Origin of the sequence: Chryseobacterium populi (assembly GCF_000282115.1) — a bacterium.
GTDB classification, from domain to species: Bacteria; Bacteroidota; Bacteroidia; order Flavobacteriales; family Weeksellaceae; genus Chryseobacterium; species Chryseobacterium populi.
On sequence record NZ_AKJY01000033.1, the window covers coordinates 15,008 to 28,813 of the forward strand.

General features: G+C 35.6%; 15 protein-coding genes. 5 read left to right on the plus strand and 10 right to left on the minus strand.

Annotated elements, in window-relative coordinates; genetic code table 11:
• The first annotated feature begins 119 nt into the window (after positions 1–119).
• Positions 120–788, plus strand: coding sequence for a carbonic anhydrase (locus PMI13_RS09720; RefSeq protein WP_007843183.1), 669 nt, complete (start codon positions 120–122; stop codon positions 786–788).
• A gap of 18 nt (positions 789–806) precedes the next feature.
• Positions 807–1,115 carry a hypothetical protein gene (locus tag PMI13_RS09725; protein ID WP_007843185.1) on the plus strand — a complete coding sequence of 103 codons (309 nt, stop codon included), beginning with the start codon at positions 807–809 and terminating at the stop codon, positions 1,113–1,115.
• Positions 1,116–1,245: 130 nt separating this feature from the next.
• Here the strand turns inward: PMI13_RS09725 and PMI13_RS09730 are convergent, their stop codons facing one another.
• The 3 genes from PMI13_RS09730 to PMI13_RS09740 form a co-directional block, all read right to left on the minus strand.
• Positions 1,246–2,118: a GLPGLI family protein gene (locus PMI13_RS09730; protein WP_007843187.1), complete on the minus strand. Its 873-nt coding sequence runs from the start codon at positions 2,116–2,118 to the stop codon at positions 1,246–1,248.
• A gap of 295 nt (positions 2,119–2,413) precedes the next feature.
• Positions 2,414–2,644: a hypothetical protein gene (locus tag PMI13_RS09735; RefSeq protein WP_007843188.1), complete on the minus strand. Its 231-nt coding sequence runs from the start codon at positions 2,642–2,644 to the stop codon at positions 2,414–2,416.
• Between the two features lie 15 nt (positions 2,645–2,659).
• Entirely contained in the window at positions 2,660–2,866 is a 207-nt protein-coding gene (locus PMI13_RS09740; RefSeq protein WP_007843191.1) for a hypothetical protein, read from the minus strand.
• 158 nt (positions 2,867–3,024) lie between these two features.
• On the opposite strand from PMI13_RS09740, the gene PMI13_RS09745 reads away from it, so the two are divergent.
• The 3 genes from PMI13_RS09745 to PMI13_RS09755 are packed head-to-tail and all read left to right on the plus strand — an operon-like array spanning position 3,025 to position 5,784.
• On the plus strand, positions 3,025–4,875 hold the full coding sequence (locus PMI13_RS09745; RefSeq protein WP_051957080.1) for an RHS repeat domain-containing protein: 1,851 nt from the start codon (positions 3,025–3,027) through the stop codon (positions 4,873–4,875).
• Positions 4,847–5,284, plus strand: coding sequence for a hypothetical protein (locus PMI13_RS09750; RefSeq protein WP_034670600.1), 438 nt, complete (start codon positions 4,847–4,849; stop codon positions 5,282–5,284). Before PMI13_RS09745 ends, PMI13_RS09750 begins: the two co-directional genes overlap by 29 nt.
• 11 nt (positions 5,285–5,295) lie before the next feature.
• Positions 5,296–5,784, plus strand: coding sequence for a hypothetical protein (locus tag PMI13_RS09755; protein ID WP_007843196.1), 489 nt, complete (start codon positions 5,296–5,298; stop codon positions 5,782–5,784).
• A gap of 111 nt (positions 5,785–5,895) precedes the next feature.
• On the opposite strand, the gene PMI13_RS09760 is transcribed toward PMI13_RS09755, so the two are convergent.
• The 7 genes from PMI13_RS09760 to PMI13_RS09790 all read right to left on the minus strand — a co-directional run bounded on the left by PMI13_RS09760 (position 5,896) and on the right by PMI13_RS09790 (position 13,562).
• The gene (locus PMI13_RS09760) at positions 5,896–6,180 is read right to left on the minus strand and encodes a hypothetical protein (RefSeq protein ID WP_007843197.1); all 285 of its coding nucleotides are present in this window, start codon (positions 6,178–6,180) and stop codon (positions 5,896–5,898) included.
• A gap of 62 nt (positions 6,181–6,242) precedes the next feature.
• A complete protein-coding gene (locus PMI13_RS09765; protein ID WP_007843198.1) occupies positions 6,243–9,470 on the minus strand; it encodes an efflux RND transporter permease subunit in 3,228 nt (1,075 codons plus the stop codon).
• Between the two features lie 73 nt (positions 9,471–9,543).
• Positions 9,544–10,629 carry an efflux RND transporter periplasmic adaptor subunit gene (locus tag PMI13_RS09770; protein WP_007843199.1) on the minus strand — a complete coding sequence of 362 codons (1,086 nt, stop codon included), beginning with the start codon at positions 10,627–10,629 and terminating at the stop codon, positions 9,544–9,546.
• Between the two features lie 64 nt (positions 10,630–10,693).
• On the minus strand, positions 10,694–12,001 hold the full coding sequence (locus PMI13_RS09775) for a TolC family protein (RefSeq protein ID WP_007843201.1): 1,308 nt from the start codon (positions 11,999–12,001) through the stop codon (positions 10,694–10,696).
• Between the two features lie 136 nt (positions 12,002–12,137).
• Complete coding sequence (locus PMI13_RS09780) at positions 12,138–12,572, minus strand: OsmC family protein (protein ID WP_007843203.1); 435 nt, start codon at positions 12,570–12,572, stop codon at positions 12,138–12,140.
• A gap of 4 nt (positions 12,573–12,576) precedes the next feature.
• Positions 12,577–12,888 (minus strand): rhodanese-like domain-containing protein, encoded by a 312-nt coding sequence (locus PMI13_RS09785; protein ID WP_007843208.1) that lies wholly within the window; start codon positions 12,886–12,888, stop codon positions 12,577–12,579.
• 65 nt (positions 12,889–12,953) lie between these two features.
• On the minus strand, positions 12,954–13,562 hold the full coding sequence (locus tag PMI13_RS09790) for a Crp/Fnr family transcriptional regulator (protein ID WP_007843210.1): 609 nt from the start codon (positions 13,560–13,562) through the stop codon (positions 12,954–12,956).
• Positions 13,563–13,806: the final 244 nt, after the last annotated feature.

The following is a 13,806-nucleotide window of genomic DNA, read 5'->3' on the forward strand; positions in this document are numbered from 1 at the left end:
TTAAAAATATTGGTAACAGCAACAAAAACCATATTTTTGCAACCTTATTGATTCATTCTATTGAATTTGAAAATGATTCAAGGCGAAAAGTAGTTTATAATCTTTTAATAATATAAATTATGACGCAATCGTATGAAGCTATTTTCGAAAACAACAGAAAGTGGATAGAGTTTAAACTTTCTCAGGACCCGGATTTTTTTGGACAACTTGCTAAAACACAAAACCCTGAGTATTTATACATCGGAGGTTCGGATAGCAGAGTTGTAGCAGAAGAAATAACGGGTGTTAGTTCAGGACAGTTTTTTATCCATAGAACAATTGGTAATGTCGTCCATACCCTGGATATGAATTCCACAGCCGTCATTCAATATGCTGTAGAACATCTTAAAGTAAAGCATATTGTTGTATGTGGGCATTACCAATGTGATGGTGTAAAAGCAGCAATGACTTCCCAGGATCTAGGGTTACTAAATCCATGGCTGAGAAATATCCGTGATGTGTATAGGTTGCACCTGATGGAATTAGATGCTATTGCAGATGAAGGCAAACGTTACGACAGGCTTGTAGAACTTAATGTTCTGGAACAATGTATTAACGTGACTAAAATGGCCTGTGTACAGGAAAGGTATTTACTTGAAGAATACCCTATAGTACATGGTTGGGTGTTCGATCTTAGGACCGGTAAAATTATTGATTTGAAGATAGACTTTGAAAAAATACTGAAAGACATTCAGAAGATCTATAATCTTACGGATTCCAACTGGATAATGAACAGAAAGGCTAAATAGTTTTTTAAAGAATGTGAAATGAAATTCCGGGGTATTATTACATTATTGTTTTTCCTGAACTTTACAGCACTGCCAAGTATAGCTGTTGTGTTTGGTTGGGATATTCTGAGAACAAATGTAATAGTGAACGAAGAAGAAGGATCACATTCCAGCCCAACATCTTTCATTGTTTACGAAAAGATGCTTCCAAAAACTTTAGAAGTCTTTGATTACGTAAAGTTTTTTGGGCCTGATTTTAAAGGCAGATCTTTTGTGCTGATAGATGATTCCTTTCATCTATCCCCCTTACTCACTCTGTTTTATCCACCTCCGGAAGGTAATTTTTAAAACCAATATCTTATTGTTGTACAAATTTTAATGATAATAATGAGTTATAATGCATTCTGAATATTTCCTAAATCTCATACGAAAATTGAAGCTATGAAATATTTAAGTACATCATTGCTTATTTTTTATTTTATTTATTTTTTGCATGGAGTTCGATGCTGTTGTTGTTTCTGCTGAGCTCTTCTTTCATTTTCTTTTCACCTTCGCGCATTTCTTGTGATATGGAAAATCCTTCTGGCACTTTGTCTGTTGGGACTTGAGAGATTAATTGCCTCATACTGGCAAGAGGATCTTTTTTATATTGTTCATATTTTTCTATAAATTTTTCTTTTGAGATTTCTTTGGAGGTAAATATTCCAGATTGTTTTATAAATCCTTCTGTGTATAGAGTATCTTTAATATGATCTATTTTTCTGTTGCCTTTGAGCTCCCAGGAATAATTTTTTGCTTCGTCCTCAACTTTTACAATGAGACCTGGAAGTCCATAAAATTTGTATGGGCCATCCTGGAAAGGAATTTCTATAGTAAACCAAGCGATCCACTTCCTTCCACCGTAATCAGTTGTTGCTTTTTGTGTATTGTATGTGCCTATTTTCTGCTTTTCATTCGATATTTTCCAAACAATATTTGGATTTTCGCGGTAAGAATAATAATCTAAGAAAATCTGATCTTTATAAACGACTTCCTGTACAGGATAGTTTTTAAAAACCTGATGAAGGAATTTGGTTTCTTTTTTTGAGCCAAATCTTTTTGTATCAGCTGCTTTTCCTGTTTTTAAAGACTCTGTAATGATAACATTTGCCAATGAGTCTAAACCAATGAGTTCATAAGATTGATAAACAGATTTGCTTTTATCAATGTCTAAAGCCATTATTTCCTTTTCCAGTTTTGCAGAGTCCTTATTGGGCTTATAGGTTAATTCATAGAAAAATCGATTGGCTGTATTTTGTGCATTGATTATAGAACAAAGAATAATGAATAGTATTTGAAAACTTTTTTTCATAATCAGATTTTTGAAATTGGAATGGATTACTTTTTAGAGCTTACTATACTTATGTTTTGTTGTTCTTTTAGCTCATTGTTAAAAAAGAACTGAATATTGTTTGCATATTTGGAAAAGATAGTTCCTCCCAGAAGTTATTTTTATACTTACTGTTATTGGCTTCAAATTTAACTTTCTCCAGTGTTTTTTTACTGGTAATAGTAAAAGAATGATTTCTTTTGTGAGCCTCTTCAAAGAAAAAACAGGAGTTACCCCGTTTCAGTTTATTGAATAATTATTTCGGTTTGCCCAGCTTTTAACAAGTACGAACGTATTCCTTAGTACACTTATTCTGAAAAAGACATTCTGTAATGCTGATCAGAACGCATGGATCTATTACATTTCCTGATCCGCCACCATTATTAGTCCCGCCTCCAGTTCCGTTACGAGGATCATCTCCTACATTAAGAGAAGTACCTCCGGCAATAATTGCAGATTGCTCCTTTTTGGATAGTTTTTTTAGAGCAATATGAGTTTGAGTTTTCATTTTTGAATTCTGTTTTTAATATTCATCTTGATCAATGCAGGGATCAGTTAAAATACCACCGCATACAATATTTCCTGTTCCCCCTCCATTATTGGTTCCTCCTCCGCTGGCTGTTCCTCCCTCTTCATTACCGGTAGCATTATTTCCGCCGATAATAGACACCTGTTCTTTTCTTGATAATTTTTTGAACTTTGAGTTGAATTTGATTTCCTTTTTATTCATACATATTGATTTTTATGTTATTGAGGTAAAATTAGCAATTAATATTCTTGAGAAATATAGTATTTACTATATTTTGGATTAAGGATTTGTATATGTAGTTTAAGTTTCATGAAATGAGATTGTTTTTGTGTTTTTTGAGGTTAACTTTTTATAAAAAGTTGTTTCGTTTTTATAAAATATCAAGGAGTAATAAAGGGAGAATAATTTCTTATGAGAAACAGTTATATTCTTCCGGCACTCTTACTAAAGTAAATATCGAAAACGTTTACAATGCATGGAATGGAGAGCTATATCAGGTAAAAGATAAAAACTCAGGTAAAATTCTGTGGGAGCTGAAAGAAACCAACGCTAAAGGACAGGCTTTAAAAGCAAAATTAGGGGCAGCAGATATTAACAATACTTATGATACCAATGGTTTCTTAACGAATGTCAATCATTCATCAGCAGTAAAGCCTGGTATTCTTCAGCTTTCTTACTCTTTTGATGCTATAAAAAATGAGCTGAAAAGCAGAACCACAGGAGGAGATTTCAATATTGTAGAATCATTTGATTATGACGATAATAATCGTTTGGTAAACTGGACGAATCCGCTTACCGGAATTAAGCCAACAGCTAACCGGAATGTATATGATGTAAAAGGCAGAATCACCCAAAACGATCAGGTAGGTACAATCAAGTTTGAAAATTCTAGCAAGACCTACCAGCCAACAGGAATGACCTTGAATGCCGCAGGAACTCAGAATTATAACAATGATCTGATCCAAAGCATTGCCTATAATGAAAACAATGACCCTATATTTATCGATGGAGAAAAAGGAGATGTAGCTTTTCAGTATGGCTTAACTTCAATGAGACAGAGAGTAACCTATGGAGGGAATTTCAGCATCGATGGAGATGGTAAGTTCACTAAGTTTTATAGTGAGGATGGGAGCTATGAAGTAGTAAAAGATAATACAACCGGAAAGGAAAAGCATATTATCTATATTGGTGGAAATCCTTATGAAGCAAATATTGTATATTTAAAGAACTTTACGGAGACTAGCGGTTCTTATAAATTTTTGCACAAGGATTATATCGGAAGCATCTTAGCGATCAGTGATGAAGCTGGAAACAAACTGGAGCAAAGACATTTTGATGCATGGGGTAATTTCACCCATCTTCAAATCGGAAACGGAGTGATAATTATTGATAAAAATATAATTGATAATACTGCGTTATTATTGGAAAGAGGCTATACAAGCCATGAGCATTTTGCAGAGGTTGGTATCATCCATATGAATGGAAGATTATATGATCCTTTATTGAGAAGATTCTTAAACGCAGATGAAAACATACAGGATCCTTATAATACCCAGAATTATAATAAATATGGCTATGTACTGAATAACCCATTAATGTTTAATGATCCGAGTGGAGAGGTTCTTAATTTTTTAGTAGGAGTCGGAATAGGCTGGCTTGCTGCTACTCTTATATCGGGCGCTATTATTGGTGTAGCCATAAGTGCCGGTTTATATGCTCTTCAGGCATTAATAAACAATAGCTGGTCTTGGGGAGGCTTTGCAAAATCTCTTTTGATAGGAGCTGTCACCGGAGCTGTCTCGGCAGGAGCAGGAGAAATATTTAGTGCCGGAGGTTTCTGGGCTACGGTTGGAAATGGTGCAATAGCCGGAGGCGGCGCTGGTGGTGTTACCGCATTAATCAATGGAGATAATTTCTTAAAAGGATTGGCAACAGGAGCTGTAATTGGTGGTGCTGTAGCAGCAGTAAGTTATACAGTTAATTATTATGCTAAAGGATATAATAAAGCTAGATACAAAACTGCCTCTTCGGATATTAATGGCAACTCCCCAACGTATGATGCAAGTATAAGTCATGAAACAATGCAGAATGATACAAATACTATGAGAAGTGATAATTTTACAAAATCAGAAATTAATGAGTTTGGAGTTGGTAAAGATACTGTTGGATTTGGTGGTGTCGATGGATATATATCCAGGAGATGGAAGTAAAGTTTATGCATACACCACTCCGAGAAATTTCTGGACAGGCAAATCTGATATTGTATATGCCCCAATAGCCGCACAAAACAAAGAACTTTTAGCTGCAACAATGGTACATGAGACTGGACATGCATATTCTCAAAAACTTGGATTATTAGATGTGCAGTTGAACTATAGTATAAAAGTTCCTTCTGCATTAAATACTAGTGAACACTTTGCAATATATAAATTAGAGCACATTTATGCAGAAAAAAATCTTATTTCTATGACAAGCAGATTAAGTAGTGGTTTTTATATAAATCCGGATGATATGATTGAAGGATATTCTAATCTAAGTGTATTCTATAGAAATCTAATTAATAATACATACAATAAACTTCTTCCGGTATTTAAACGTTTTATGTTTTATGTAAAATAAAAAATGTAAATATGAAAAATTTTAGAATTATATATATAATATTTCTTGTTATTATTCAAAGTTGCGTGGCTCAACAAAATATGGCTTTAAATTTTAGTTATCAAAGGGTTTCTATCAGAGATACAACAATAAATAGATCTTTTACCTATAATACTAAAAGTAAAATCTATGAATATAAGCAGCTATATCCGGATGGCAGCTATAAAACGAAAACTGTTGAAATAAATCTTACTTCAGATAATATAAAAGAAATCAATGATTTGTACTTATCATTAAAGCCAAAAAGCCTATGTAATTGTTTATTTGTAGAAAATAAATTGATTTATAAATCTTCAATAACATTTGACTCTAATGACAATAAACAACCAAAAGATCCTATATGTAATAGTAGTGAAAAGGATAAGCAAAATTATTTATTAATAGAAAATAAATTATACGATTTTTTTTCATCCAGTTTTGCTTATAGAGAAATGTTCCCTGAAGAATTTATTAAAAGGTAAAATGCAAAACTATCGTAATATAATATAGTTAGATTAGATTATTTTATTTTGACATAAATTAAAACTTATGCCCATATTTAACCGATTTATGTTTTATGGAAAATAAAAAAACTAAACTGGAGTTGCAACATGAATTTGGGAAACGGTTTCCTGCTTTTTGTTGAATTCGTTTACACTTCTATATATATCGCCAACACAATTGCAGTCTGAAAAAATGGTGAAAAGCAGGGAATCTACCGATATGTGACCTTCCGAAAACCAACTGGAAATTTCTGTTCCTGTATTTTTATATCCTTTTACAGATTGATAAGAAAAAGCCCTTACTCCTGAATGTTTAAGAATATTAATTACATCTGCTTCAAATTCCTCTATTGCGGTGATTAATAATAGTTTCATAAGATAAATGTTTAATTGTTGGAAACCTCATAGGTTTTAAAAACCTATGAGGTTTATTGATTTTATGCTTCAAAAAACTTGTCATCAGATTCGGATTTTTTCTCCCATTTTTTCTTTTCGGTGACATAGTAAACCAATGGCACCACAACCAGTGTAAGCAATGTAGAAACAATAGCTCCGAACACAAGGGAAATTGCCAGTCCCTGGAAAATAGGATCAAAAAGGATAATGACAGCCCCAATGACTACAGCTCCTGTTGTTAAAAGGATAGGCGTTGTCCTAACTGCTCCTGCTTCGGTAATCGCCTGCTTCATGGGAATCCCTTCTTTCAGACGAATTTCGATAAAGTCTATCAAAAGAACTGAATTCCTTACCATTACACCCGCCAAAGCAATCATTCCTATAAAGGAGGTTGCCGTAAAAAATGCTCCTAATAGCCAGTGCCCTAAGACTATTCCAATTAAAGAAAGAGGAATCGCAACCATCATTACAATTGGTGTTTTAAAATTCTGAAACCAGCCGACAATCAGCATATAAATAATGATAATTACAACGGCGAAAGCTGTTCCCAGATCACGAAATACCTCTAAAGTGATTTGCCATTCTCCGTCCCATTTTACGGTATAATTGCTTTCATCTTCCGGCTGATTCATATATAGTTCATTCATTGAATAGCCATTCGGCAACTGGATTTTTTGAAGCGTTTCATCCATTCCAAGAATGGCATATGCCGGACTTTCCAGTTTTCCTGCCATGTCAGCAAGAACATAAACAACTCTTTTCTGGTCTTTTCTGTAAATGGTTTTATCCAGTTCTTTTTCCTCTACTTTTACAAGGTCACTTGCAGGAACCATTCCCATTTGTCCTTTGATTTTTAACCCTGTAATATCCTGAACAGTAGATTTGTCGGCATTTTTCAATTTCATTACAATATCAACAGGGTCATTGGATTTTTCATCGTAAAGGTTTCCAATCGGATATTCTCCCATCAGATACGTCATATTCCCGACAATCTGTTGTGGTGCAACACCGTTCAGCATTGCCTTTTCTTTATCCGGAACAAGCTTGAATTCTTTTTGAGGTGCTTCAACCATCCAGTCAATATCTACCACATCATCAGTTTTTTTCAGAATATCTTCTACTTGTTTGGCAACTTTTATTTGACCTTCATAATCAGGACCATAAATTTCCGCAACAATTGTTGAAAGAACCGGAGGTCCGGGCGGAACTTCCACTACTTTTACATTAGCACCGTATTTGGCTGCGATCTTCTGTATTTCTGGACGAATATTTTTAGCAACATCATGACTTTGTGTATCACGGTCTTCTTTATGCAGAAGATTGACCTGAATATCTGCGGTATTGCTGCCTCCACGCATATCATAATGACGAACCAATCCATTGAACGTAATGGGCGCAGAAGAACCTACATAATTCTGATAGTTAACCACTTCAGGAACTGTCTTCAGATATTGAGCAATATCCTGAGTAACCGCAGAGGTTCTTTCCAGCGTTGTTCCTTCCGGCATATCAATTACTACCTGAATTTCATTTTTATTATCAAATGGAAGCATTTTTACCGCCACCCATTTGGTAAAAAATGCTGCAACCGAAATCAATAATAAAACCACTGTAACCACCATCATCGTCCATCGTTTTGATTTGGAATCCAAAAGCGGTTGTTCAATTTTTTTATAGATCTTATAAATTCTGCCTGTTTCCAGACCTTGTTCTTCTTTATGATGTTGCTCATCTTTTACCTTTAATAAATGATAACCGAGATATGGTGTTACTGTCAAAGCGACAAAAAGAGAAAGCATCATCGCAATTGAAGCTCCAATTGGCATTGGCGACATATATGGTCCCATCATTCCTGAAACAAAAGCCATCGGAAGAATCGCTGCAATGACCGTGAAAGTTGCTAAAATGGTAGGATTTCCAACTTCATTAATGGCATAGATTGCCGCCTGTTTGAACGGTAGATTCTTCATATGAAAATGCCTGTGCATATTTTCAGCAATAATGATACTGTCATCCACCACAATTCCGACAACAAAAACCAGTGCAAAAAGCGTAATTCTATTCAATGTATATCCTAAGATATAATAACTGAACAACGTTAAAGCAAACGTCAACGGAACAGAAAAGAAAACCACTAAACCTCCTCTCCAGCCCATTGCCAGCATTACCAGAACGGTTACCGCTAAAATGGCAATTCCCAAATGCATCAACAATTCTGAAACTTTGTGAGAAGCCGTTTCTCCGTAATTTCTGATGACTTCTACGTGTACATCATCCGGAATGAGATTTTTCTTTAACTCATCTACTTTAGTAAGAATCTGTTCGGAGATTTTCATTGCATCAGCTCCTTTAACTTTGGAAACCGAAACGGTAACGGCAGGATATTCCGATTTAAATTTTTTACCGTTTTTAACAGCATTCCCATACCCGAAGCTGACATAATTGGCAGGGTCAGAAGCACCATCTTTTATAGTGCCCACCTGTTTCAGATACACCGGCATATTCTGAGAAGTTCCGATAACCAGATTTTCCACATCTTCTGCAGAATTGAGAAACTGACCAGTTGTTAAAAGATATTCCGAATCCCCTGAATCAAACTTTCCTGATTGTGAACCTCCATTGTTTGCCTGTATCATCTGCATTACAGAAAGCGCATCAACATTCAGTTCTGCCATTTTATCTTTATCTAAAACAACTTGTAACTGGCGATTTCTTCCGCCTATAGTTTTGGTAAGAGAAACATCTTTTATTTTTTTGATTTCAGAAGATAATTCCTCTCCAATCTGGCGAAGCTGAAAATCATTGTAATCAACATTATCACTCCACAAAGTCAGCCCGAGCATCGGGACATCATCAATAGAACGGGTTTTTACCATCGGTTCCATCACGCCTTTCGGAAAGATGTTTTTATTCTTCATCAGCTCATCATAAAGCTTTACATAGGAACGTTCCGTATCTTCTCCTACATAAAACTGAACGATAATCATGGCCTGCCCGTTCATCGCCATCGAGTGAATATGTTCCACTCCCTTTATATTGGAAATAATCTTTTCCAATGGCTTTACCACACGGCTTTCCACTTCTCTAGGGTTTGCTCCGGGATACCCTACCATTACATCAGCCATCGGAATAATAATCTGTGGTTCTTCTTCTCTTGGTATTAATGTTGAACTGTATACGCCAATAATCATCAATGCTACCATTAGTAAAATGGTTAATTTTGAATTGATAAAAAACTCGGCAATACGTCCTGCGAATCCTTTTTCCATAATCTTTTGGTTTAAGGTTCAATGTTTAAAGTTCAGTACTATCAATTTTGAACTTTGAATGTTGAACTTTGAATTATTTTACCTGTACTTTTGCACCGTTATACAATTTTCCTTTAGAAGAAACAATGTACTTTTCATCAGAGTGTAAGCCTGAAAGAATTTCAACCTGATCTCCGGTTATTTTTCCTGTCTTCAGCCATCTTAAGACTGCTGTATTTTGCGAACTGACCACATAAACACCAGTAAGCTGACCATTTTCTACCAAAGCCGTTTTAGGAATTGTCATGCTTTCCTTAAGATGATTGATTTTTCCAGATGGTTTAAGGGGAAACCGTACGTTGACAAACATTCCCGGAAGCAAATCTGCTGCATGATGAATATTAATTTTCACCATATATTGTCCGCCGGTGTTCGTTGCAGACCTGCTGATTTCCGATACTGTTCCCGAAACAGTCTTATTCAATGACTTTAAATTGACTTCTACCGGCATTCCGCTTGAAATCATGGTGATATTTTGTTCCGAAACCAGAACCTGAGCCTGCAAAGATGACTGCGATTCTATCGTCAACAAAGGCATTCCCGGATTTGCCATATCTCCCTGCTCCGCAAATTTTGCTGTAACAGTTCCGGAAATAGGGGCTGTAATATTGGTATAACGATACTGCGCATTGACTTCATTTTTCATCTGTTGTGCGGCCTGCAATCCTGCCTGTGCCATTTCGTAGCGGGCTCTCATATCGTCAAGCTCTTTTTGGGAAGCACTTTGAGATTTATAAAGATTCTGGAATCTTTCGTAATCTTTTTTGGCGATATTATAATTGGCTTGAGCTTGAGAAATCTGTGCATTAGCTTGTCCTCCTTTTGCCTGAATATCTGTGGCATTGATACTTACCAGAAGCTGTCCTGCTGTCACGTTCTGCCCTACTTCTGCTTTCATTGCGGTGATGTAGCCCATCATCCGGGTAGAAATATTAACCGAATTTTTCGCAACCAGTTTTCCGCTTGCGGTGGCAGATGAACCGTTTGCAGCAACCGAAGATTTGTTGACGGTAACCGAAATCGGTTGGTCATTAGACTGAACGTTTTTTTCTTTATCCGGAGAACAGCTTTGCAATGCCACTGCTCCTAAAATAAGTGTTGAATAAATGTATCTTTTCATTGTAATTGTTTTCTTTTTTGAAACACCATCCGTTTAAAAACCTATGACGCTTGTTTATCGTTGATTATTTCTTCAAAAATTCCAGATAAGCGATTGCCGTGTTATGCTCGAAAATGGCTTGCTGATATTCCAGTTCTTTTTGGGACATCAACGTTTCGGCAGAAAGTAAATCCGCTGATTTTTCCAATCCTTGACTGTAACGGTTTTTACGGATTCGGTACGCTTCCTGGCTCTGTTCCCAGGCTTGTTTCGTAAACGTAACTTTGGAATCGGCATCCTGGACTGCCCTCGCTGCCTTGTTGAGCTCAAGCTGACTTTGTTTGGTATATTGCTCAATTTCGGTTTGGGCTTTTTGGCGTTCTGATTTGTATTTTTCCTGTTCGGATTTTGATTTTAAACCATCGAAAACATTCCAGGACAGTTGAAGTCCGACCAGATATCCATTGGCATCAAATTGTGCAATTTTGTTATCGTACATTTCCCAACTTCCAAAAGCGTTAAGTCTCGGGAGAAACTTTGCTTTGGATGCCTTTATCATCAAATCATAGGCTTCCAATGATTTATTATAAGCTTCCAAATCCTTTCTTGAAGTGTTTAATGAAAAGTCGTTTTCAAACAAATTTCCTTTATATTCCAAAGGTTCGGTCGGTTTCAACACTTTGTCCTTTGAATCTTCATTCAATAGAAAATAGAGATAATCCGAAGCATTTTTGATATTGGAATCTGCCAGTTGAATCTGACTGTCGATTTCACTCAAACGAACATCCATATACAAAACTTCTGATTTCTGAATCATTCCGTTTTTGTAATAATTGTCGATTACTTTTTTGTTGGCAAGCGTTGTTTCATTTGCATTTTCCAACGTTTCTTTCATTTTGTACGCCAACTGAAGCATCATATAAGCCTTCTTCAATTCAAACTGTACATATTCTTTGGTACGCAAGGTTTTTATGTTCAGAACATCGGCTTTTATTTGTCCTGCTTTCTTCTGATACACCATATCCATATTGATAATTGGCTGCTGAACTTCAATTTTTGTCCCGAAATTGGAAATACTTTTCGGACTGTTCAGATTATCCGGATTGAAATCCGTCATCGTAATGCGTTCCTGATTCAGCTTCGAGCCAAACGCCATCAATGGATTATTGGTATTGGTAAAGGTGTAAGATGCCGTAACATTCGGAAAATGCATTGCACGTGTTCCGAGAAGTTCGGTTTGAGCAAGATTGGCTTCATTTTTCGCCATCTTTACCTGAAGATTTTCATCAAGTGATTTGGCTTCAATTTCGGCTCTGGAAATCATCACAGTTTGCTGTGAAAATACCAAAGCAAAAAAGCTTGTTGAAATGATGAAGGTGAACACTTTTTTCATTCTTTCTAATTTTAAGACAAAATTAGATTGACAGAATATACTGTACAGTGATGAAAGTTACATAAGAGATTTTTTGAAAAATTCATAAAAAAACCGCCTGCAATGGCGGTCACAATATAAACTATGGAAATAAACACTACATCAATTTTATTTGTGGAATCATTGTGATTTTTGATTTCACCGAATTGGATATCAAACAATTCAATTCAGACTTGTGAAGAACACGCTCTGCTTTTTCTCTGTCCGATTCGTTTTCTATGGTAATGACAGGTTCCAGAATAACTTCTGTCATCAGAAATTTCCCTTCCACCTGTTCTAATTTCCCTTTAGAACTACATTCAAAATTTACAAACTCCAATCTGGAATTTTCTGCAATTGCTAAAAATGTAGTCATTAAACAACTGCTTACTGCTGCGGTGAAAAGATGTTCGGGCGACCAGATATTTTCTATCCCTTTCGGAAACTGCGGAGGTGTTGCGATTTCTATAGATTGGGAAAGCTCCGGTGAGGACATTTCGCCTTTTCTGTCCTGTTTCCAGGAAATGTTTACGTTATAAAAATGTGCTTCCATCAGTTTAGATTTTATTGTTTAAACTTGACCAGCCCCCGCCGTTGTGTACATTTTTATAGCCATTATTCTGAAGAATACTTTTAGCAGAAGCGCTTCTCATTCCAGATGCACAACAGGTAATAATAGGTTTGTTTTTATCCTTCAGTTTCGAAAGGTTCTTCTGAAGCTGATCTACAGGAATATTGACAGAATTTTTGATATGTCCTCCGTCATATTCGTTTTTGGTTCTTACATCAAGGATTATAGCACCTTCTTTTAAAAGCACCGCATAGTCGGTTTTCTTCATCCCGAAAAGTTTTTTTATTGCATCTAACATTTTATTGATTTTTAAATTGATGATGCAAATTTAGAATGGAAACAAAAGCCGGTCAGTGATGTAAGTTACATTAGTGTAATTTTATTTCTGGACAGTTTTATCTTACCTTCAGTTTCAATCTGTTTAAGAACACGACTCACGGCTTCACGCGTAATTCCAAGTTCGTCTGCCAGCTGCTGATGGGTAACATTAAGCTCCTTAGACTTGTATAACTGGGATTTTTGATTCAGTAAATAGAGAATCCTTGCATCTACTTTTTGAAAAGCAATTGAGTTGACCATCGTTACAAGATCTTCAAACCTTTTGTGGTAAAGTTCAAAAACAAATGTAGACCATTCAGGGTATTTTGTAAGCCATTCCTTGGCCTTAACCAAAGACAGCATCAGGATTTCCGCATCTTCCTCCACCACAGCCTTAACTTTAGAAGTATCCCGAGTCAATCCTGAAAGTATAGATGAAATGCAGCTTTCTCCGGGAGTGAGATAATAGAGAAGAATTTCTCTTCCGTCTTCCTCTGTACGTACTACTTTAACACTCCCTGACATAACAAGGGGAATATAATTGACATAGGAATCGATATCTAAAATAACAGTACCTGCAGGGAACAATTTTAAATCTCTGCTCTCTGCAATTTCCTTCTTGAAATCCGGATCTGATATTTCATGAATATTCATTCTCAAATATAAATAAAATTCCTAATAAAGGATAGAATCTCCTTTTTAATTTTAAGAGATCACCAGAAGCAAAACATCACATAAATTGTACAAATAATTTAGAGAGTCATTTCTTTCTATTTTATAATCTTGTCAATAAATTTCATAGTGATTATAGTAAAGAAATCTACACATTAATTAAAACAGCTTAAAAGAGGCTGTCTCAAAAGGGGCAGTCTTTTTTCTGTCTCAAAATTTGTAGTTT